14 protein-coding genes are annotated in these 21,679 nt (G+C 64.9%); 7 read left to right on the plus strand and 7 right to left on the minus strand.

All coding sequences use genetic code 11. The features are described from left to right. Positions 1–34: 34 nt before the first annotated feature. Positions 35–2,152: a polyribonucleotide nucleotidyltransferase gene (gene pnp / locus ACY34H_RS14600; protein ID WP_464978200.1), complete on the plus strand. Its 2,118-nt coding sequence runs from the start codon at positions 35–37 to the stop codon at positions 2,150–2,152. Positions 2,153–2,303: 151 nt separating this feature from the next. Further along, positions 2,304–3,350, plus strand: a complete 1,047-nt coding sequence (locus ACY34H_RS14605; RefSeq protein WP_464978201.1) for a serine endopeptidase — start codon at positions 2,304–2,306, stop codon at positions 3,348–3,350. Between the two features lie 104 nt (positions 3,351–3,454). Here ACY34H_RS14605 and ACY34H_RS14610 read toward each other — a convergent pair whose 3' ends face one another. The 5 genes from ACY34H_RS14610 to ACY34H_RS14630 all read right to left on the minus strand — a co-directional run bounded on the left by ACY34H_RS14610 (position 3,455) and on the right by ACY34H_RS14630 (position 10,277). Next, positions 3,455–5,074 (minus strand): methyl-accepting chemotaxis protein, encoded by a 1,620-nt coding sequence (locus ACY34H_RS14610; protein WP_464978202.1) that lies wholly within the window; start codon positions 5,072–5,074, stop codon positions 3,455–3,457. A 286-nt stretch (positions 5,075–5,360) separates the two neighbouring features. After that, entirely contained in the window at positions 5,361–6,776 is a 1,416-nt protein-coding gene (locus ACY34H_RS14615) for a PQQ-dependent sugar dehydrogenase (protein ID WP_464978203.1), read from the minus strand. Positions 6,777–6,816: 40 nt separating this feature from the next. Further along, a complete protein-coding gene (locus ACY34H_RS14620) occupies positions 6,817–7,737 on the minus strand; it encodes a carbohydrate kinase family protein (protein WP_464978204.1) in 921 nt (306 codons plus the stop codon). Beyond that, positions 7,734–8,936, minus strand: coding sequence for an AGE family epimerase/isomerase (locus ACY34H_RS14625; protein WP_464978205.1), 1,203 nt, complete (start codon positions 8,934–8,936; stop codon positions 7,734–7,736). Before ACY34H_RS14625 ends, ACY34H_RS14620 begins: the two co-directional genes overlap by 4 nt. 336 nt (positions 8,937–9,272) lie before the next feature. Next, positions 9,273–10,277 (minus strand): LacI family DNA-binding transcriptional regulator, encoded by a 1,005-nt coding sequence (locus tag ACY34H_RS14630; protein WP_464978206.1) that lies wholly within the window; start codon positions 10,275–10,277, stop codon positions 9,273–9,275. Between the two features lie 357 nt (positions 10,278–10,634). On the opposite strand from ACY34H_RS14630, the gene ACY34H_RS14635 reads away from it, so the two are divergent. From ACY34H_RS14635 to axe2C, 5 genes are all read left to right on the plus strand, one after another. Further along, on the plus strand, positions 10,635–11,915 hold the full coding sequence (locus ACY34H_RS14635) for a sugar MFS transporter (protein ID WP_464978348.1): 1,281 nt from the start codon (positions 10,635–10,637) through the stop codon (positions 11,913–11,915). 16 nt (positions 11,916–11,931) lie between these two features. Next, a complete protein-coding gene (locus tag ACY34H_RS14640) occupies positions 11,932–14,166 on the plus strand; it encodes a beta-glucosidase (protein WP_464978207.1) in 2,235 nt (744 codons plus the stop codon). A 2-nt stretch (positions 14,167–14,168) separates the two neighbouring features. Continuing rightward, positions 14,169–15,473 (plus strand): glycoside hydrolase 5 family protein, encoded by a 1,305-nt coding sequence (locus tag ACY34H_RS14645; RefSeq protein WP_464978208.1) that lies wholly within the window; start codon positions 14,169–14,171, stop codon positions 15,471–15,473. 329 nt (positions 15,474–15,802) lie between these two features. After that, the gene (locus ACY34H_RS14650; protein ID WP_464978209.1) at positions 15,803–16,546 is read left to right on the plus strand and encodes a GDSL-type esterase/lipase family protein; all 744 of its coding nucleotides are present in this window, start codon (positions 15,803–15,805) and stop codon (positions 16,544–16,546) included. Next, positions 16,546–17,607: a bifunctional acetylxylan esterase/glucomannan deacetylase AxeC2 gene (axe2C, locus tag ACY34H_RS14655; protein ID WP_464978210.1), complete on the plus strand. Its 1,062-nt coding sequence runs from the start codon at positions 16,546–16,548 to the stop codon at positions 17,605–17,607. The genes ACY34H_RS14650 and axe2C overlap by 1 nt, the downstream gene beginning before the upstream one ends. 80 nt (positions 17,608–17,687) lie before the next feature. On the opposite strand, the gene ACY34H_RS14660 is transcribed toward axe2C, so the two are convergent. Together ACY34H_RS14660 and ACY34H_RS14665 are read right to left on the minus strand one after the other, a co-directional pair. Continuing rightward, positions 17,688–18,341 carry a transposase gene (locus ACY34H_RS14660; RefSeq protein WP_464978211.1) on the minus strand — a complete coding sequence of 218 codons (654 nt, stop codon included), beginning with the start codon at positions 18,339–18,341 and terminating at the stop codon, positions 17,688–17,690. Positions 18,342–18,551: 210 nt separating this feature from the next. Continuing rightward, positions 18,552–21,260, minus strand: coding sequence for a TonB-dependent receptor (locus tag ACY34H_RS14665; protein ID WP_464978212.1), 2,709 nt, complete (start codon positions 21,258–21,260; stop codon positions 18,552–18,554). Between the last annotated feature and the right edge of the window lie 419 nt (positions 21,261–21,679).

Genomic DNA, 21,679 nt, shown 5'->3' on the forward strand with positions numbered 1-21,679 from the left:
TGAAAATCTGTCGGCAAATAGAAAGGGATTACCCATGTTTAACAAAGTTACGAAAACCTTCCAGTACGGCCAACATACCGTGACCCTGGAAACCGGCGAGATCGCTCGCCAGGCATCCGGTGCGGTCATGGTGTCGGTGGACGACACCGTCGTGCTGGCGACCGTGGTGGCGCGCAAGGATGCCAAGCCCGGCCAGGATTTCTTCCCGCTGACGGTCGACTACATCGAGAAGACCTATGCAGCCGGCAAGATCCCGGGCGGCTTCTTCAAGCGCGAAGGCCGTCCGTCGGAGAAGGAGACGCTGACGTCCCGCCTGATCGACCGCCCGATCCGCCCGCTGTTCCCGGAAGGTTACATGAACGAGGTGCAGGTCATCATCCACGTTCTGTCGGTCAATCCCGAAATCGACCCTGACATCGCCTCGATGATCGGTGCCTCCGCCGCCCTGTGCGTGGCCGGCGTGCCGTTCAACGGCCCGATCGGCGCAGCCCGTGTGGGTTACGCCAATGGCCAGTACATCCTGAACCCGACCACCAGCCAGCTGAAGACGTCCGAGATGGACCTGGTGGTGGCCGGTACCGAAACCGCCGTGCTGATGGTGGAATCGGAAGCCAAGCAACTGTCCGAAGAAGTGATGCTGGGCGGCGTGGTCTTCGGCCACGAGCAGATGAAGGCCGTGATCGACGCGATCCACGCGCTGGTGGAAGAAGGCGGCAAGCCGGAAATCGAATGGACCGCGCCGGCGAAGAACGAAGCGCTGATCGCCAAGGTCGCGCAATTCGCCGAAACGAAGATCAACGAAGCGTACCAGACCAAGAACAAGCAGGCCCGCCAGCAGGCCCTGCGCTCGATGCAGAGCGAAGTGATCGCCGACCTGGCCGCGCAAGCCGCAGCCGAAGGTACCGACGCGCCGGATTCCGTCGAAGTGGGCAATATCCTGTTCGACATGGAAGCCAAGGTCGTGCGCTCGCAGATCCTGAACGGCGAGCCGCGTATCGACGGCCGCGACACCCGCACCGTGCGTCCGATCGCGATCCGCACGTCGGTGCTGCCGCGTACCCACGGTTCTGCGCTGTTCACCCGTGGCGAAACCCAGGCGCTGGTCGTGGCCACGCTGGGCACCGCGCGCGATTCGCAGAAGATCGATGCGCTGATGGGCGAGTACACCGACGACTTCATGCTGCACTACAACATGCCTCCGTTCGCCACCGGCGAAACGGGCCGCGTGGGCACGCCGAAGCGCCGCGAAGTGGGCCACGGCCGCCTGGCCAAGCGCGCACTGGTTGCCGCGCTGCCGACGCCGGAAGAGTTCAGCTACTCCGTGCGCCTGGTGTCCGAGATCACCGAATCGAACGGTTCCTCGTCGATGGCTTCCGTCTGCGGCGGCTGCCTGGCGCTGATGGATGCCGGCGTGCCGATGAAGGCACACGTTGCCGGTATCGCGATGGGCCTGATCAAGGAAGGCGGCAAGTTCGCCGTGCTGTCCGACATCCTGGGTGACGAAGACCACCTGGGCGACATGGACTTCAAGGTCGCCGGCACCGCCAAGGGCATCACGGCGCTGCAGATGGACATCAAGATCCAGGGCATCACCAAGGAAATCATGCAGGTGGCGCTGGCGCAGGCCAAGGAAGGCCGTGAGCACATCCTGGGTGAAATGCAGAAGGCCGTGCCGCACGTGAAGACGGAGCTGTCCGACTTCGCGCCGCGCCTGATCACCATCAAGATCAATCCGGAAAAGATCCGCGACGTGATCGGCAAGGGTGGCGCGGTGATTCGCGCGCTGACCGAAGAAACCGGCACGCAGATCGACATCAGCGACGAAGGCGTGGTGACGATCGCTTCCGTGGATGCCGCCGCCGGCCAGGAAGCCAAGCGCCGCATCGAAGAGCTGACCGCATCGGTCGAAGTGGGCAAGACCTACGACGGCACCGTGCTCAAGCTGCTGGACTTCGGCGCGATCGTGCAAGTCATGCCGGGCAAGGATGGCCTGCTGCACATCTCGCAGATCGCCAACGAGCGCGTCAACGCCGTGGCCGATTACCTGAAAGAAGGCCAGCAGGTGCGCGTGAAAGTCCTGGAAACGGACGATCGCGGCCGCCTGAAGCTGTCGATGAAGGCTGCCGCCGAAGAAGGCGCCGCTGCCAAGTAATCATTCTTCGCGAATGGTCGAAAACCGCCGGTGCGTGAGCCCGGCGGTTTTTTTTATGGGTGATCCAGCCGTTCATTAGAGGATTGCCACAGCATCGAGCCGGCGAAAGCCGCTATGCTCCGTTCCGGTCCAACTAAGCTGGAGCATCACGATGAGCAAAGCCCTTCGCCTCTCCGAAAAATGGTTCCAGCGCGGTTTGTGGCTGGTGGCCTTCCTGTTTGCATGGTTCCTGATCGGGCTGGGCGGGAAGATCGTCGACAACCTGAACCTGGTCGAGGACCCGCTCGTGCTGGAGCAGTTCACCGATCCGCAGCAGTACCCCGCCGCGCGCGCCGCACTGCGGGAAGCGGAAAAGATCCATGGCGAGGCGCAGGCCGCACTCGAACAGGCGCAGCAGAAGCACAAGGTGGCAACGTCGAACACCGGTGCCGCCAGCGAGACCTTCAACAACTGGCTCGCCACGCGCCAGGCCACGGCGCGGCCGGAGCAGGATACCGAGCTGATCGCACGTACCCGCCAGCTCGATGCGCTGAAGGCCCAGGAGCGCCAGGCATTGACGGCCGTTCAGCAGGAAGAGCAGCGCCGGCTCGATGCCGCGCAGGCGCAGGATCGCGCCCATGCACGCATCAACGGTCTGATCGATGATGCCCGCGGCCGTTTCGACAAGGCCCGGCAACTGCGCGAGCTGCGCGTGTTTGCCTATCGCCTGGCATTGACGCTGCCGCTGCTGCTGGCCGCCGGCTGGCTGTGGAAGCGGAAGCGCAAGAGCACCTGGTGGCCGTTCGTGTGGGGCTTCATCTTCTTCGCGCTGTTCGCGTTCTTCGTCGAACTCGTGCCCTACCTGCCCAGCTACGGCGGCTATGTACGCTACCTGGTCGGCATCCTGCTGACGGTGATCGTCGGCCGGCAAGCCATCCTCGGCCTGCAGCGCTACCTGGAGCGGCAGCGCGCCGCGGAAGCCCTGCCGGACGCGCAGCGCCGCGAACACCTGGGATACGACATCGCGCTGGCGCGGATGGGGAAGGGGGTGTGCCCCGGCTGCGAACGGGGCGTGGACCTGAAGGATCCGAAGATGGACTTCTGCCCGCACTGCGGCATCGGCCTGTTCAACCGCTGCACCGCATGCGAAGCGCGCAAGAACGCCTTCACGCGCTTCTGCTACGCCTGCGGCACCCAGGCCGCCGCGAACAAGGCGTAAATTCTGCCAAGAATAAACAAGTTGCCAAAAACCGGGGTCAGACCCCGGTTTTTGGCAATATTTCCTGAAACTGGGGTCTGACCCCCGGTTCAATCCTGAATATGCTACTGCCAGGCCAGTTGGGCGGCCGGACGGGCAGCGGAGCGCGAGGCCGCAGCAGCGGCGCGTGCCGGCGCTTGCTGGTCCAGCTGGAACACGGCCACGGTCTGCTCCAGCGTGGCGGCCTGTTCCTGCAGCGAGCCGGCTGCGGCGGCAGCTTCCTCGACGAGGGCGGCGTTCTGCTGCGTTACCTGGTCCATCTGCGTGACGGCCTCGTTGATCAGGTCGATGCCGGTGCTTTGTTCCGACGTGGCCGACATGATCTCGGCCATGATGTCGGCCACGCGGGCGATGCCCGTCACGATCTCGTCCATCGTGGTGCCGGCCTGGCCCACCAGGGTCGATCCTGCTTCGACGCTGGCCACCGAGTCGTCGATCAGTTCCTTGATTTCCTTGGCGGCGGCGGCCGAGCGCTGGGCCAGCGTGCGCACTTCGCTGGCCACCACGGCAAAGCCGCGGCCCTGCTCGCCGGCGCGGGCCGCTTCCACGGCGGCATTCAGCGCCAGGATATTGGTCTGGAACGCGATGCTGTCGATGACGGAAATGATGTCCTCGATCTTCTTCGACGACGTGGTGATGGCGCCCATCGTGTCGATCACCTTGGCCACGATCTGGCCGCCCTGCTGGGCCACCTGCGAAGCCGAGACGGCCATGCTGTTGGCCTGGCGGGCGTTGTCGGCATTCTGGCGCACGGTCGACGTCAGCTCTTCCAGCGACGACGCGGTCTCTTCCAGGCTGGCGGCCTGCTGCTCGGTGCGGCGCGACAGGTCCAGGTTGCCGTCGGCGATTTCATTGCTGGCTACGGCGATCGAGCCGCTGCCTTCGCGCACGACGCGCACGGTGTCGGCGAGCTTTTGCTGCATGCTGGCCAGGCCTTGCATCAGCTTGCCCATCTCGTCGTGCCGCGCGATATCGACGCGGCGCGACAGGTCGCCAGCCGCCATCGCATCGAAGTGCTCCAGCGCTTCGCGCAGCGGGTTCATGATGGCGCGCAGCAGTGCGACGCAGGCCAGCACGATCAGCAGGATGCCGGTGACGATGGCGCCGATCGACAGCGCCGTCACCGTGCCAAACAGGCGCTGGCTGTCATCGAAGCCTTGCTTCGCGGTCAGCATCTGGTAGTCGTCGAGCTTGTCGGAGGCATCGCTGTAGGCGGAGAACAGCTTTTGCATGTCCTTCATCGCAATGTGGTCGATGCGCGCTGCGTCGCCGTCGCGCAGCGCCTGCGCGAGCGCGCGCAGGCCATTGTCGATCATGTCCCTGCGTGCCGCCGCCACCTTGTCGGACAGCACTTTTTCTTCCCCATCCTGTTCCAGCGCCAGGTAGCGCTGCCAGGCCACGTCCGACTTGGCCACGAAGTCTTCGGCGCGCTGAAGCAATGCCGGCAGTTCCGGGGTGTCGGGATGGAACACGGCGCGGTCCTGTACCAGGCGGGCCCGCATCAGCAGGGTCTTCGCGTCGGCGGTGGCCTGCGATGACGTCAGCTGGTTGCTGTAGGTCTCTTCGAGTGCCGCGTTGACGGAGCGGACGCCGTAGATGCCCACCGCGCCGGTAGCGGCGATCAGCAGGCCAAGGATGGCCATCGTGGCAATCAGGCGGGTACGAATGGTAAGGCGCTTGAACATGGATTTTTCCGTGTAAGAAGCTGGGCGCTTGGCCCGGCGAAAACAGGTCGCCAAGATGCTTGGCGGGCGAATGCGCAGGGACGTGGCGCGGTGCTGCCGGAATTCCGTTCGAAGCGGGGCGGGGAGACAGACGTCAGGTTGGGGCCGTCTCGTTCCGGGAGCGAAGACCCCAACCTTAACATGCTTGTTGATGCAGCGCAACATTTTCGGTCATACGATGTCGCACGAGTGTTGCGTTTATGCCTGAAAGTTACTCGTTACATAAAGATGGCCGTGACGATACCGGTCACTTGGCCGTATAGGTAACCCGATAGATCCTGCCCGCATGGTCGTCCGAGATCAGCATCGCGCCATCCGCGGCAATGGCGATGTCCACCGGACGGCCGCTCACGTCCTCGCCCTGCAGGAACCCGTCGATGAAGGTCGTCGTCGACACTTCCTGGTTGCCCTGCAAGGTGACGAGGCTGACCTTGTAGCCGATTTTCTGCGTGCGGTTCCACGAGCCATGTTCGGCCACGAACACCTGGTTGCGGTACTGCGACGGGAACTGCGTGCCCGTGTAGAACGCCAGGCCGAGCGGCGCAACGTGCGGGCCGAGCTTGGCCACCGGCGGCGTGAATTGCGCGCAGCTGCGGCCGGCGCCGAATTTCGGATCGGGCACCACGCCGCCATGGCAGTACGGGAAGCCGAAATGCATGCCCGCTTTCGGCGCAACGTTCAGTTCGCACGACGGATTGTTGTCGCCCATTTCGTCCGGGCCGTTATCGGTGAACCACAGGTCTTTCGTTACCGGATGCCAGGCGAAGCCGACGGTGTTGCGGATGCCGTTGGCCACCATTTCCCATCCCGAACCGTCCGGGTTCATGCGCCAGATCTTCGAGTACACCTCGTCGTCCCGGTCGCAGGTATTGCAGGGCGAGCCGACCGGGATGTACAGCTTGCCGTCCGGGCCAGCCTTGATGATCTTCTCGCCATGCCATTTGTCGTCCGGCAGGTCGTCCTTGACCACCTTGTAGGCCGGCTTGTTCGCGTATGTCGTGTCGATCGCGTCGAAGCGGATCACGCGCCCGATCTCGGCCACGTACAGCGCGCCGTTCAGCAGGGTCACGCCGATCGGGTTGTCCAGGCCGGAGGCGATCGTGATCACCTTGTCGGCCTTCTTGTCGCCGTTCTCGTCGACCACCGCGTACACCTTGCCGGCCTTGCGCGAGCCGACGTAGACGATGCCGCCCGGCGAAACGGCCATGGAGCGGGCGGTATCCACGCCCTCCGCGTAGACCGAGATCGAGAAGCCTTTCGGCAGCGTCAGGCGCGCCAGGCCATCGTCGGCCGCCGGCTGCGGCGACGGTGCGGCAGCCTTGGTGGCGCCAGCGTTCTTCCGCCCGCCCGGTGCCACGTAATCGGCCAGCGCAGCGATCTGCGTCTTGTCCAGCGTGCCTTCCCAGCCCGGCATGCCCTTCTCGGGCAGGCCCCTGGCGATGATCCTGGACAGATTGGCGCGGGTAGGGGCGCCGTGCACCCACTGGCTGTCGGCCAGGCTGGGAGCCGTCGCGCCTTCCAGTTTCACGCCGTGGCATGACGCGCAGTTGTTCTGGTAGAGGCGCGCGGCGTCCGGCAGTCGGGCCTGTGCCGGCGCGGCATGGACGGCGGCGGCCGCGGTCATTCCAACGCCCAGCAGGGCGAAGGGAAGGGCAAACTTCATTCAATACTCCGGTCGGGTTGGCAATCCCGCCATCATAAACTCAAGCGTCGCCCATCTCCATCACCAGCCGTTCGATGTCGCCCAGGCCAGGCGGGGTGGCGCCGGCACCGATGCAGGCCGCGGCGCCACCCGCGACGGCGAATCGCAGGTGCTGGCGCGGCGAACGCTCCGGCGCAGCCAGCTGGCTGTAGGCGAATGCGGCAATACTGGCGTCGCCGGCACCCACGGTGTCGGCGACCGGCACGGCCACCGCCGGGGCATCCCAGGCGCCATCGCCCACGTGCAGCGAGGCGCCATGCTCGCCCCGCGTGTACAGGTATTGTGCCGCCGGGTTGAAGCCGCGCAGCGTGGCGAACGCACGTTCGATGTCGACGGTGCGAAACAGGCCGGCCAGGTCTTCATCGGAGACTTTCACCACGTCGGCAAGTTCCGTCATCGCGCGCAGCGTGGCGTCGTAGCGCTCGTCCATCAGCAGCCGCCAGTTCGGGTCGTAGCTGATGCGGATACCCGCGCGTTTCGCTTCCCGTGCCAGTTCCACCAGCCTGGCGGCGAGCGGCTGGCGTGCCAGGCTGATACCGCCAAAGTGCATCCAGCGGCAGTGCGTGCGCCACTGATCCGGCAGCGCGCGCGGATCGAAGTGGAGGTCGGCACTGTCGTCGCCGACGAAGAAATAGCTGGGTGGCGAGAGCTGGTGCACGATAGCCAGCAGCGGCGATTTGTCCAGCCGCTGCAAGAAGCGGGCATCGAGGCGCGACGCCATCGAGGCTTCCCACAGTGCGTCGCCGAATACGTCGCGGCTGATCGCTCCGGCAAAGGCGCTGGGTACGCCCAGCTTCGCCATCGCCCGCGCCACGTTCCATGTCGAGCCGCCGGTGCGCGCGGTCCAATGCGTGCGCGCCGCGTCGGCCACGATCAGGTCGGTCAATGCCTCGCCGGCGGAGATGAATACCGGTTCGGTCATCGGAGCACCGTCAGCACTTCGTAGCAGGCCCCCATCGTGTGGTAATCGGTCTTGCCGGCCGGGCTCTTTTCATCGGTCAGCTTGGCATTGTCCGGGCCCAGGATGCGATACCAGGCGCCGTGTACGTGGTCGACGAAATGCTCCCAGCTGTATTGCCAGATGCGGTCGTACCAGTCCCAGTAGCGCTGTTCTCCGGTGCGCGCGGCCAGCAGCGCAGCGGCGGCGAAGCTCTCGGCCTGTACCCAGAAGTATTTATGGCCGTCGCAGATCGAACCGTCAGGCGCGAAGCCGTAGTGGATGCCGCCATGCTTGCCGTCCCATGCCTTGGCCAGCGCGGTGTCGAAGAAATGGACGGCACGCGGCAGCAGCCAGTCCGCGGGACCCGCCAGCTGGTCGGCGTGGCGCTCCAGGATCAGCAACAGCTTGGCCCACTCGGTGAGATGACCCGGCTGGTAACCCCAGGGGCGGAAGATGTTGGTGCTGTCGTGGCGGTTGTAGTCGGCATCGACCGACCAGTCCTGCCGGTAGTGTTCCCATACCAGGTCGTCCGCGCGCTGCGCCTGCCGCACGGCGATGTTGCGCGCCAGCGTTTCGGCGCGGTGCAGGTAGCGTAGATCGCCCGTCGCATCGAACGCGGCGAGCATCGCCTCGCAGGAATGCATATTGGCGTTCTGGCCCCGGTACGGCATGACTTCCCAGCCGGCCGATGCCTCGTCCGCGTACAGGCCGTGTTCCGGCTCCCAGAAGCGCTGCTCCATCAGGTCGAAGGTTTCCGCCAGCCAGCCGCGCGCCTCTTCCACGCCGGCTTGCAGCGCGTGGGCGTAAGCCAGCACCACGAAGGCCAGGCCGTAGCAATGGTTGGTGGCGTCGGAGACGGTTTTCACGCCGTCGCGCCAGTCCAGTTGCCACGCATAGCCGCCGGTGTCCGGGTCGCGGTGCACGTCGCGCAGGAAGGCCAGGCCGTGGCGCACGCGCTGCAGGTCCGCCGCGTCGTGGAAGTGGCGGTAGGCCATCGCGTAGTTGAAGACGAAGCGCGTGCTGCTGACCAGGTGGCGGGTGTGCGGGTCGTAGACCGTGCCGTCATCCTTGTAGAAATGGAAAAAGCCGCCGCTGGGGTCGACCGAGCGGGGATCGTAGAAATTGCGGGTGTCGCGGATATGCCGCAACAGCGTTTCGCGGGAATGAAAATCTGGTAACATCGATCATCCGTTTCAAGAAGTTTTCGCCGTGCCGGCGTTCATCGCGAAGCCCATCTTCGGGTGGCGGCCAGGTCAGCGACAATCGTTTATCCATATCGTTTGCAGCGCTTGCATTTGTTTTGCATTGCTTTGCATTGCTTTGCTTTGCTTTGCATCGTTCGCATCGCTTGCATCGTTCATGCGGGTTCCCCCGCCGCCATTCGCGCGGCAAGCAACGCAGCTTCATACACCGTTGCGTTTTTCAGGCGAACAGCCGCCCCACGCGGCCAGCGTGGCCGCGGCGGTACTGCGTGCAGGGGGCAGGTTCGAGTGGTGAAATCCTCCTGGCAGCTCAGCTCAGCACACGGTGCTGGCGCGTACCACCAGCTCGACCGGCGCGACCTTCTCCACCACGTCGTCGGCGCGGCCGTTCAGCAGCAGCTCCACGCCCAGCGCCCCCAGTTCCTTCTTGTTGATGCGCAGCGTCGTCAGCGGACGGTGGCCCAGCACGGCGGTCGAGATGTCGTCGAAGCCCACGATCGCCACGTCATGCGGTACCTTCAACCCTTTCGCCAGGCAGCAGCGCATCGCCACCAGGGCGGCGCTGTCGTTGTAGCAGAACACTGCGTCCGGCGGTTTCGGCAGCGCGAGCAGCGCTTCCATCGCTTCCCACGCGCCCTGTTCCAGTTCCACGCCATCCGGCAGTGGCGCTTCCAGCCGCGGATCGGCCAGGATGCAGGCATCGAACAGCGCCTGCCGGTAGCCGCGTGCCCGCTCGCGGATGCTGTAGTGCGACAGCGAACCGCAAATGAAACCCACGCGCTCGCGGCCCCGCTCGATCAGGTGCCGGGTGGCCAGGTAGCCTCCCATCATGTTGTCCGGGTTCACCGAGCTGTAGCCACGCAGCTTCATGTCGATCAGCACGATCGGCTTGCCGGTGCCACGCAGCGCCGTGAGCAGCTCGGGTTCGAAAAAGCCGGCGCAGACGATCGCGTCGGGCGCATGCATCCGCAACTGGTCCACCAGGCCATCGGCCGGGCCGACCGCCATGAACGACAGCACGATGCCCTGCTTGCGGCAGGCTTCCTCGGCGCCGTGCAGCACCGGTGAATAAAACGGGCTGCTGGCCGCCGTGTTGTGCTGGCGATGCAGCAGGAAGGTCAGGCGGCGCAGCCGTTTCGGCCTCAGCTTGCAGAAGTCGTAGCCCAGGTCGCGGGCCGTTTCCAGTACCATCTGGCGCGTGACCTCGGTCAGCCCCGGCTCGTTCTTCAGGGCGCGGGAGATGGTGCCGGCCGAAACGCCGGCAGCCCGCGCGATGTCGCGGATCGTCACGCCGCCCTGCGCTGCGCTGGCGGCCCTCATGGACGGCCGCCCGCTGGAAATATGCTCATGGATCGCCTCCGTTGTGGTTGAGCGGCTGCCAGCATCGGCTGCCCCACGCCGCTCTTTATGGATACAGTCTTGCACAGCCCCGCGCGCATGGTCAAACGGCCGATGGCCCGGGCGCGGCAGTTTAGTCGCATTTACTAAACAAGGTGGACCGCCACGCAACGATGCTGCGGCGCGCCATGGAACAGGTTGGACATGGCTGTTTAGTGAACGCCGCTAAACTGGCACCGTTTCGTCGATCGTATTTGACCCGCCGTGAACGCTTATGGAGAATCGTTGCCATAACTACACCCGGCCCGGCCGGATACCAGGAGACGATCGATGGCACAGATGTCACCCGCGGCGCTCACGCCGCAGGGCAGCGCTCCCGCGCAGCCGCAGCAAACCTTCCCCCTTGTCGTGATCACGGTGCTGTTTTTCATGTGGGGCCTGCTCACGTCGCTGAACGACGTGCTGATTCCCCACCTGAAGTCGGTCTATACGCTGAACTACGTGCAGGCCATGCTGGTGCAGTTCTGCTTCTTCGGCGCATATTTCATCGTGTCGCTGCCGGCCGGCGCGCTGATCCGCCGGATCGGCTACAAGCGCGGCGCCGTCGCCGGATTGATGGTCGCGGCGCTGGGTTGCGCGCTGTTCTATCCGGCGGCAACCAGCGGCTACGCATTGTTCCTGTTCGCCTTCTTCGTGCTGGCGGCCGGCATCACGGTGCTGCAGGTGGCGGCCAATCCGTTCGTCACAGTACTGGGGCCGCCGGCCACGGCATCGAGCCGGCTGACCTTGACACAGGCATTCAACTCACTGGGCACGACGATCGCGCCGGCCCTCGGCGGCATGCTGATCCTGGGCGGCGTGGCGGCCGAATTCGACGTCGGGCAACTGTCCGGCGAGGCCCTGGCACGCTACCGGCTGGCGGAAGCGGCGGCGGTACAGGGGCCCTACCTGGCGCTGGCCGGTGCGCTGCTGGTTCTTGCCGTGCTGTTCGCCCTGGTCAGGCTGCCGGCCATCACCCATGCCGACGATACGCCGCGGGCGGCAGGCGGTTCGGTGCTGGCGCACCGCCACCTGGTGCTGGGCGCGATCGGCATCTTCCTGTACGTCGGCGGCGAGGTGGCGATCGGCAGCTTCCTGATCAACTTCATCGGCGAGCCGCAGATCGCCGGCCTGGATCATGGCGCGGCGGCGCACTATGTCAGCTATTACTGGGGCGGGGCAATGATCGGCCGCTTCATCGGCTTCGCCGTCATGCAGCGCGTGAGTCCCGGCAAGGCCCTGGCCTTCAATGCCGCGGCCAGCATCGCGCTGCTGCTGGTGGCGATCTTCGGCACCGGTGCCGTGGCGATGTGGGCGGTGATCGGCGTGGGCCTGTTCAATTCGATCATGTTCCCGACGATCTTCAGCATGGCGCTGCACCGGCTGGGCGCGCAGACCGGGCAGGGTTCCGGCATCCTGTGCATGGCCATCGTGGGCGGCGCCATCGTGCCGTTCGTGCAGGGTGCGCTGGCCGATGCGATCGGCCTGCAATGGTCGTTCTTCGTGCCGGCAGCCTGCTACGTCTTCATCCTGTACTTCGGCATCCGTTATGCCCGCATGTACGTGGAACCACAACAATAAAAGAGCGAGGAGATCCATGAACCACAACGCAGCAATCCTGCTGGCGCTGGCTGCATTGCCATGCCTGGCCGCGGGCGCCGATGCCGCCAGGCCCTGGCTCGACCCCAGCCTGGACCCCGACCGGCGCGCCGCGCTGGTCCTGAAAGAGATGACGCAGAAGGAAAAGCTGAAGTGGGTATCGAGCCACTTCGGCGCGGACCATGCCGGCAACAAGACCAAGAAGGTGCCCGAAGCGATCCCGTTTTCGGCCGGCTACGTGCCGCCGCTGCCGCGCCTGGGCCTGCCCGCGCTGTTCCTGACCGATGCCGGCATCGGCGTGGCCACGCAGAACACGACCACGCCGCGCGAGCGCACCGCGCTACCTTCCGGCATCGCCACGGCGGCCACCTGGAACCGCAAGCTGGCCTACGAAGGCGGGCGCATGATCGGCTTCGAGGCGCGCGCTTCCGGTTTCAACGTGATGCTGGCCGGCGGCATGAACCTGATGCGAGAACCGCGCAACGGCCGCAACTTCGAATATGGCGGCGAAGATCCGCTGCTGGCCGGCGTGATGGTGGCCGAACAGGTGCGCGGCATCGAATCGAACCATGTGATCGCCACGATCAAGCATTACGCGCTGAACGACCAGGAAACCGGCCGCTTCGAACTGGATGCCCGCATCGACCCGGCGGCGCTGCGCATGTCCGACCTGTTCGCATTCCAGGTGGCGCTGGAGATGACGGACGCCGGCTCGTTCATGTGCGCCTACAACCGCATCAACGGGCCGTATGGCTGCGAGCATCCGTGGCTGCTGAACGGCGTACTGAAGGGCGACTGGGGATACAAGGGCTTCGTGATGTCCGACTGGGGCGCCACGCACAGCACGGTGGAGGCGGCCAACGCAGGGCTGGACCAGCAGTCCGGCTTCGAGTTCGACCGTTCCCATTACTTCGGCGGTGCGCTGGAAGAAGCGGTGGAAAGCGGCTTCGTGCCGCAGAAGCGGCTCGACGACATGGCGTTCCGGGTGCTGCGCGCGATGTTTGCCAAGGGCGTGGTCGATCACCCGGTACAACAGGATGGCGCGATCGACTACGAGGCGCATGGCCGCATCAGCCAGGCCGATGCGGAAGAGGGCATCGTGCTGCTGAAGAACGCGGGCGGCCTGCTGCCGCTGGCGAAGAACGTGAAGAAGATCGTCGTCATCGGCGGCCATGCGGACAAGGGCGTGCTGGCCGGCGGCGGCTCGTCGCTGGTCTATCCGCGCGGCGGCAATGCCGTGCCGGGCCTGCTGCCGGCCACCTGGCCCGGCCCCATCATGTATTACCCGTCGTCGCCATTGAAGGCGATCCAGGCGCGCGTGCCTGGCGCGCAGCTGGTATTCGACAGCGGCACCGACCCGGCGAAAGCCGCGGCCGCGGCGGCCGGAGCGGATGTCGTATTGGTCTTCGCCACGCAATGGGTCGGCGAGGCGCTGGACGCGACGTCACTGGCGCTGCCCGACAACCAGGATGCGCTGATCGCCGCCGTGGCGGCGGCGAACCCGAAAACGGCCGTGGTGCTGGAAAACAGCGGCCCGGTGCTGATGCCGTGGGTGGACCGGGTAGCCGGCATCGTCGAGGCGTGGTACCCGGGCACCAACGGCGGCGAGGCCATCGCCCGGGTGCTGTTCGGCGAGGTCAATCCGTCCGGCCGCCTGCCGGCCACCTTCCCGGCCTCCGAGCAGCAGTTACCGCGGCCGAAGCTCGATGGCGACCCGGCGAAGCCCGACGAACGCTTCACGGTGGACTACCACGAAGGCGCCGCCGTCGGCTACAAGTGGTTCGACCTGAAGGGCCACAAGCCGCTGTTCCCGTTCGGCCACGGCCTGTCGTACACGCAGTTCGGCTACCGGGACCTGAAGGCGCAGCTGGTCGACGGCAAGGTACAGGTGCGCTTCACCGTCACCAACACCGGCGGCGTGGCAGGCAAGGACGTGCCGCAGGTGTACGTCTCGCCGCTGTCCGCGAAATGGGAGGCTCCCAAGCGCCTGGCCGGCTGGGACAAGGTGGACCTGGCGCCGGGCGCCAGCTCGAACGTGACGCTGACCATCGACCCGCGCCTGTTCGGCATGGTGAAGGGCAGCGCCAATACCTGGCACGTGGCCGGCGGGCGCTACCAGGTAAAACTGGCGCGCCATGCACTGGATGACACTGCACAAACCGTAACGATTCAACTGCCTGCCCAGGTGCTGGACGTGGCAGGCCGCCCCATGACAAAGAAAACGAAAGGATGACGATGAAAAAGATGATCGCACTGGCAGCCTCGCTGCTGATGATGGGCGTGGTACCCGTTGCTTCGGCCGCGGCGCCGGAGTTCGTGGCCGTGAAGAAAACGCAGTTCACCCGCAACGGCAACCCGTACTACATTGCCGGCGCCAACTTCTGGTATGGCGCGTATCTCGGCGCCAACGACCGTCCGCGCCTGCTCAAGGAGCTTGATACGCTGAAAGCCATGGGCATCAACAACCTGCGCGTGCTGGCCGTTTCGGAAAAGACGGACATGAAGAGTGCAGTGCGCCCTGCCACCACCAGCGCGCCGGGCAAGTACGACGAACGCCTGCTGGCCGGCATGGACTACCTGCTGGCCGAAATGGCCAAGCGCGACATGACGGCCGTGATCTACCTGAACAACTTCTGGCAATGGTCGGGCGGCATGACGCAGTACCTGAACTGGTTTGCCGGCACGCCGGCGCTCGACCCGAACGTGACGAAGGATTACGAGACCTACATGCGCGAGACGGCGCGCTTCTATACCAACGAGAAGGCGCAGGCCGAGTACCGCAACGTGATCCGCACGTTCATCAACCGGAAGAATACCGTGACGGGCAAGCCGTACGCCGGCGATCCGGTGATCATGTCGTGGCAGCTGGCCAACGAGCCGCGTCCGGGCAATGCCTCGTCGACGCCGGAGGAAAAGGCGATCTACGTGAAATGGATCGCCGACACGACCGCCTATATCCGTGGCCTCGACAGAAACCACCTGATCAGCACCGGCAGCGAGGGGCTGGCCGGTTCGGCGCACGATGCCGCGCTGTTCGAAAAGGCCCATGCGTCGAAGGATGTCGACTACCTGACCTACCACCTGTGGCCGAAGAACTGGGGCTGGATCGATTCGAAGCGTGTCGACGCCACGTGGAACGGCGCGCTGGAGAAGAGCAGCCATTACCTGAACGTGCACATCGACTACGCGAAGAAGATGGGCAAGCCGATCGTGCTGGAAGAATTCGGCATGGACCGCGACGGCGCCTCGTTCGACATCAACTCGCCGACCACGGTACGCGACCGCTTCTACAAGGTCGTGTTCGACGTCGTCGTCGACCGTGCAGAGAAGGGCGACCCGATCGCCGGCTTCAACTTCTGGGCCTGGGGGGGCGCCGGTCGTGCGGCCAATGCCGACTACTGGTGGAAGGAAGGCAACGACCTGATGGGCGATCCGCCGCAGGAAGAGCAGGGCCTGTACTCGGTATTCGATACCGACAAGTCGACCATTGCGCTGATCCGCGGTTATGCCGACCGGCTGCACGCGCTGGAGCGCAAATGAAGGAGACCGCCGCGGCCGCCGCTGGAGCATATCCTCCCCGGCCGCGCTGAAGATGCTGGCCAGCCGCGACGCTGCCACCGTCAACCACGACGGGCCGGGCGCGCGGGCCTGGCGTCGTTCCGCCGGGCCGACCTGTGGCAACCGGGCAGCGGCGGCAGGTCGACGGCGCTCGGCGTGAAGCTGGCGCCGCACGGTGCGATGATGCCGCGGCTGGAGGCGCCCGGACGCCGCAGGCGGGATCTCTTCGTTGCCGCAGGCGGGGATATCTTCCTCGCCGATGCCGGGTTATCATCCTTGCCATCCGTTCACGTACAAGACAGGAGATGAAGTTGAAGAAGAAGGCAATGCTGCTGGCGGCCCTGGCCGCGCTGGGGTTTGCGGGATCGGCGTCGGCCGAAGGGCGTTCCTGCGCACTGAATGTCGAACCGCGCACGGTGGAATACCCGTGGATGTCGATCGCGCGCTGGCACGAGATGAACGATGGCCTGAAGGCGCGCGCCGGGCAGGGCGATGTGGACGTGCTGTTCCTCGGCGATTCGATCACCGAGATGTGGGACAAGAAGGCGTGGGACAGCCGTTTCGGCAAGTACCGCGCGGCGAACTTCGGCATCGGCGGCGACCATACCGGCAATGTACTGTGGCGGTTGAAGAATGACGGCATGGACAAGCTGCGGCCAAAGGTCGTGGTGCTGCTGATCGGCGTGAACAATTTCGGGCTGTGCAATGAGGGGCCGGAGCAAGTGACCGGCGGCGTGAAGGCTGTCGTCGCCCAGTTGCGCACGCTGTACCCGGATGCGAGGATCCTTCTCAACGGCATCCTGCCGAACGGACAGAAGGCGCAGGATGAGCGGCGCGCAAAGGCCAAGGCCGTGAACCGCGAGATCGCCACGCTGGACGATGGCCGTCACGTGTTCTATCGCGACTACGGTGCGCGCTTCCTGGAACCGAACGGCGATATCGCGGCCGAAACGATGCCGGATTTCCTGCACCTGACCCCAAAGGCTTACGTGACCTGGGCTGATGCGATGGCTCCGGACATCGCGAAGCTGATGGGCGAAAAGCCGGCCCGCTGATGGCTTGCAGGCGATGGCTTGCCGCCGGTGCCAGCCTGGCCGCGCTGTGCGTCCATGTCGGCGCCATTGCGGCCGAGACGGTGCTGGCGGGTGGCGACAGCATCGCGCGCATGGGGCGGATGGCCGATGCGCCCGATGGCGCGGTGCGCTTTGCCTACCCGGGGGTGTCGTCGATCATTCGCGTCGAAGGGCGCCGGCTGGTGCTGGACGCTTCCACGACGGGAGGCAGGAGCTACCTGGACGTGATCGTCGATGGCGCCTACACGCGGACCATTCACCTGTCCCCGTCCCGTTCGACCTACCGGCTGGCGGAAGACATGGCGCCGGGGCCGCATGTCGTGCAGGTGCTGCATCGGTCCGAAACGTGGCACGGCATCGTCACGCTGCACGGCTTTGCGACCGATGGCCGCGTGCTCGCGGCACCTTCGCTGCCGTCGCGCCGGGTGCTGTTCCTGGGGGACTCCGTCACCTGCGGCGAAGCGCTCGAGCGCACGCCTCCCGGAGAAAAGCAGCCGGTATGGTGGAATCCCCGGCTGTCGTACGGCATGCTGGCCGGCGCCGCACTGGAGGCTCAGGTGCAGCTGGTGTGCCACGGCGGCCGCGGCCTGGTACGCAGCTGGAACGGCCGCACCGATGAATTCAATCTCGACCGTTTCTATGGACTCGCCATTGCTTCGCCCGACGCGCCGGAGCCATGGGACCAGCGGCGCTACGCGCCGGACCTGATCGTCAGCGCGATCGGCACCAACGACTTCAACCAGGGCATTCCCGACCGCACGCAGTACGTGGAAGCCTACACCGCCTTCGTCCGCACGCTGCTGCGCGACCATCCCCAGGCCCGGATCGTGCTGACCGAAGGCGCCATCCTGGACGGCGACAAGAAGGCCGCGCTGACCACGTACATCGCCGACACCATCTCCCGCACCGGCAGCCCGCGCGTGCACTACATCCCCTCCCGCCACTACCCCGGCGACACCCAGGACGCCCACCCCACCCGCGACCAGCACCGGCAAATGGCCAACGACCTGGCACCCGCCCTGCGACAACTGATGGGCTGGTAATTTCCCGATACCGGGGTCAGACCCCGATTTCAGGAAATATTACTCAGCACCGGGGTCAGACCCCGATTTTTGGCAACTTTTTACGCTTCCTGTGCAAGCATTCTTCTGGTCACGCGAGGTTCGGGAGGTTTGCCAATCGGATGATTGCCAGCGATTGCTTTCCTTATGGCATCTATCTGAAGAGGCAGAATCGAAGTGGAGAACAGGCCCCGATATACGGCATGACGCCTATCGGTCTGCGCCGCAAGTGCCATGTAAAGTGGATGCGGTGTCAGCAGTGCATCGGTTCGCATCCCCGAGTTGCCAGCATAGCTCGACCATTGATAATGTTCTGCGGAGTCGACCATGCAGGCGCGGACTGGATTTAATTCAATATAGCGCTGGCAAATAAAGAAATACTCTTCGACGGGAACGGGGCTGGATCGGAATCTGCCTTCCCACCAAGTGCCTTTTCGTTCGAATCGACGATTGAGATATTGGGCATATCTTTGCGATACCCCCTTCATCATTGCGGAAATTTGCGCGATCTCGTCGGCTGTGGCAAGGATGTGCACGTGATTCGTCATCAGGATATATGCATGAATTGCCACGCCATTGAAACGCGCATATTCGCGCAACCACTCGAGATAGATGTTGTAATCCGACCATCCAAAGAAACAGCGCTCGCGAAGGTGGCCGCGCTGGATGATGTGAAGAGGACAGCCTGGTAACAATAATCGAGCACGGCGGGCCATTGGGTAGCTCCTTGGTCGGGCGATAACTGTGGCATGCGGGGCTACGGTGTCGACTGACTCAGCTCAACGTAAATGCGGCATCGGAAAGTTTCCCAAGATCGGGGTCTGACCCCAGCCTCGGGAAATATTTCCTGGTCTTGGGGTCAGACCCCGGTTTTTGGAAACAAAAAAGCCGCGACGAGCGCGGCTGTGAGGGACACCAGAGAGTGATCAGTATTCGGCGCCGAGCCGCACCCCGAACATGCGCGGTTCGACGAAGTTGGCTTTCATGAAGCCGCCATTGACGGAGTCGCGGTTCTTCGCGGCGTGGCTGTTGGCGACGTTACGCACGTACAGTTCCGCGTACCACTTGTCGTTCGGCGCGTCGAGGCGGGCGGAGACGTCGCCCATCGCGTAAGCCTTCTGGTAGCGGCCGATATGGGCGAACTCGGAGTTGCGCAGGTCGAAGTAGGCCTTGTCGCGCCAGTTCACCTTCACGTACGGCGTGACACGGTAGCCGCCGGCGAGCGCGAACTCCTGCGAGAAGTTGAGGTTGACCTGGAACTTCGGCGTGTTCGGCAGGTGGTTGCCGTCGACGTTGTACAGTCGCCGGCCGATCAGCGCCTTGTCCGTGCCGGCGTACGCGGTCGGGCAGGGCTCGATACCCAGTTCGACGCGCACGTCGCACTGGTAGTCGTCGGAGAATTCGCGGAAATCGTGCACGTCTGTGTTGATGAACGCGAAGCCGCCACCGAAGCGCGCGCCGCGCCATGGCCGGTAATCCCATTCGATCTCCAGGCCGGGGATGTCGACCTTGCCGACGTTGATCGTGCGCCAGCCTTCGTACACGTCGCACTTCGGCTGGTCGGACGGGCAGGGCAGCCCGGCGGCCGGAATGATCTGGTTGATGAAGTAGGTGCCGGTGAGCTGCATGTCCTTGTACTTCATGAAGAAGGCGGTGGCCGACAGCGACAGCCGGTTGTCGAGGAACTTGCCCTTGTAGCCCAGCTCGAAGTTGGTCACCGTCTCCGGGCCGTACGGCAGGAACGTCACGACGCCCGGCGTGCCGTCAGCGCACATCTGGTAGTTGCAGCTGTCGGTCTTGTCGGCGAAGCCGCCGGCCTTGTAGCCGGTCGACACGGAGGCATAGCCCATCTGGTTCGGCGTGAACTGCTTTTGCAGGCCGACGCGCCAGGTCACCTTGCTCCAGGTTTCCTTGTGATCGTTCGAGACCGGCGTGCCATACAGGTGGTACGCGCCCACGCTGCCGCCCATCGCCGGCGTCAGGTCGGTGCCGTCGTGGACGTGGAAGCCCGGCGTACCCGGCGTGCCCTGGCTGTACAGGCCATTGTAGTAATTGCTGCTGCCGATCCAGTTCGCGCCATACACCTTGCCGCCCTTGTCTTCCTTGCTGTCGCGGCTGTAGCGGGCGCCCAGCGTGCCGGTCCAGCCGGGAGCGAACTTCCAGTCCGCCTGGGCGAATGCCGCCTTGGCATCGACCTGCCGGTTCGGCTGGTGATACAGCACCGAGCCGACGTCGCCGAACGGCTTCTGGATGGTTTCCGTCATTTCGTAGTCGATGCTGTTCCGCTCGTGCATCCAGAACAGGCCTGCCACGTACTGCAAGGGGCCGAAGGTCTGCTTCAGCTGCGCTTCATGCACGGTGGAGAGGTAGCGCGAATCGAGGGTGCGGTGGAACACATCCTTGATCGGCCAGGTGCCCCAGTTGCCGGTGGCCGTGTTCGGGTACATACCGTTGACCTGGAACGGCGCGGCGTGCTGCATGCCGCGGTCGTCGTCGGTGATCTCCGAACGCTTCTGGTCGGCCACCTGGAACGTGTAGTCGAACGTGGTGTCCGGCGTGATCGTCCACGACAGGCCGGTGCGCAGCGTGCGGATCTGCATGTCGACGGCGCCGGGCACGTTGATCAGCAGGTCCCACTTGCCGGTGCCCGGCGCGCAGGTGTAGCGGGTGCCCACGGTGGCCGCGCAATCGCGGAAGTCGGCGCCGCCGGCGCCGTTGTCCTGGAAGTGCTCGTAGGCCGCCTTCAGCGTCAGGTCCTCGTTGACCTTGTACAGCGCCGAGAGGCGCGCCGCCCACTGGTCCTGGTTGGTGTAGAACTTGTCCTTGCCGATCTCGGCGTTGAAGCGCTGGTCGACGTCCGGCTTGCCGTTCGGGACCCAGCCATAGGCGGGCGCGTTGGCTTCGGACATGTCGCGCATCTGGTTCGCATAGCCGTCGCGCCGCACGATCATGAAGGTGCCGCGCAGCGCCAGCTTGTCGTTGACGGCGATGTTCTGCACCGCCGAGACCTGTTTCTTGCGGTAGTTGCCGATATCGACGTTTGCCTTGCCGTACGTGCCCGAAAGGTCCGGCTTGGCCGAGATGACGTTGATGCTGCCGCCGGTCGAGTTGCGGCCGAACAGCGTGCCCTGCGGGCCGCGCAGCACCTCCACCTGGTCGATGTCGAACATCAGCGCCTGCGCGCCCTGGGGCCGCGGCGAATACATGCCGTCGACATGGAAGCCCACGGCGGGGTCGCCGGTCTCGGTGAAGTTGGTGGACGTGATGCCGCGGATCGTCACCTGCACGGCCGAATCCAGGCTGCCGCTCTCGATCACCACGTTGGGGATCTCGTTGGCCAGGTCGCGGAGGCTGGTCGCGCCCTTGCGTGTCAGCTGCTCCTGGCTGAATGCCGATACGGCCAGCGGGGTGCGCAGCAGCGACGTCGAATAGCGCGTCGCCGTCACCTTCACTTCGGGAATCTGGTCGCCGCCGTTGGTCGGCCCCAGCGTGGGCGCCTCGGCCGGCGGGTTGCTGTTCGGGTCGGCCGCGGCCGCGCCGGCCTGGGCATGCGCGGATAGCGGTGTCACTGCGGCCGCCAGGCCGCAGGCGCTGGCCACGGCCAGGCTCATCAAAGTTCGCTTGGTGGATCGCATCTCGTCTCCTTGGAATATCGGCCGGGGGCGGCCTTTTTGTCGAGACGAGTATTAATTTTAAAAAAAGCAATATCAAGCGATTCCCAAAATGCCGTTGCTGTTTAATCCAATTTACTAAACAGTGGTGGCATGGCCTCCGGCGCGCTTGGCAGGCCAGATAATGCCGGCCGCGGTTGTTGCGTGAAGGACGGCGGCGGCGCAGCCTGGCGCACGATTCTGTCGCCTGGGCCGCGAATTCTGCATTTCGTCGCAGCCGGCGAGCCATCGCGCAATGCACGGGTTAACATGCCACCATCGACCCAATATCCCCGGAAGGAGCACAACGATGATGACCGCACCAACGATTTGTCACGCCTTCCGGGTCCAGCCGGCATACGCCGCCCGCTGAGCATTCAACCCGAGAACAGCAAGGAAGCACC

Source organism: Pseudoduganella sp. jia 9 (assembly GCF_055502615.1).

What these genes read in the sequence shown, in the direction of transcription:
- pnp (WP_464978200.1), top strand. Translation starts at nt 35, where the DNA reads ATGTTTAACAAAGTTACGAAAACCTTCCAGTACGGCCAACATACCGTG.
- ACY34H_RS14625 (WP_464978205.1), bottom strand. Translation starts at nt 8,936, where the DNA reads ATGTTACCAGATTTTCATTCCCGCGAAACGCTGTTGCGGCATATCCGC.
- ACY34H_RS14630 (WP_464978206.1), bottom strand. Translation starts at nt 10,277, where the DNA reads ATGAGGGCCGCCAGCGCAGCGCAGGGCGGCGTGACGATCCGCGACATC.
- ACY34H_RS14665 (WP_464978212.1), bottom strand. Translation starts at nt 21,260, where the DNA reads ATGCGATCCACCAAGCGAACTTTGATGAGCCTGGCCGTGGCCAGCGCC.
- ACY34H_RS14645 (WP_464978208.1), top strand. Translation starts at nt 14,169, where the DNA reads ATGAAAAAGATGATCGCACTGGCAGCCTCGCTGCTGATGATGGGCGTG.
- axe2C (WP_464978210.1), top strand. Translation starts at nt 16,546, where the DNA reads ATGGCTTGCAGGCGATGGCTTGCCGCCGGTGCCAGCCTGGCCGCGCTG.
- ACY34H_RS14615 (WP_464978203.1), bottom strand. Translation starts at nt 6,776, where the DNA reads ATGAAGTTTGCCCTTCCCTTCGCCCTGCTGGGCGTTGGAATGACCGCG.
- ACY34H_RS14635 (WP_464978348.1), top strand. Translation starts at nt 10,635, where the DNA reads ATGTCACCCGCGGCGCTCACGCCGCAGGGCAGCGCTCCCGCGCAGCCG.
- ACY34H_RS14620 (WP_464978204.1), bottom strand. Translation starts at nt 7,737, where the DNA reads ATGACCGAACCGGTATTCATCTCCGCCGGCGAGGCATTGACCGACCTG.
- ACY34H_RS14605 (WP_464978201.1), top strand. Translation starts at nt 2,304, where the DNA reads ATGAGCAAAGCCCTTCGCCTCTCCGAAAAATGGTTCCAGCGCGGTTTG.
- ACY34H_RS14610 (WP_464978202.1), bottom strand. Translation starts at nt 5,074, where the DNA reads ATGTTCAAGCGCCTTACCATTCGTACCCGCCTGATTGCCACGATGGCC.
- ACY34H_RS14640 (WP_464978207.1), top strand. Translation starts at nt 11,932, where the DNA reads ATGAACCACAACGCAGCAATCCTGCTGGCGCTGGCTGCATTGCCATGC.
- ACY34H_RS14660 (WP_464978211.1), bottom strand. Translation starts at nt 18,341, where the DNA reads ATGGCCCGCCGTGCTCGATTATTGTTACCAGGCTGTCCTCTTCACATC.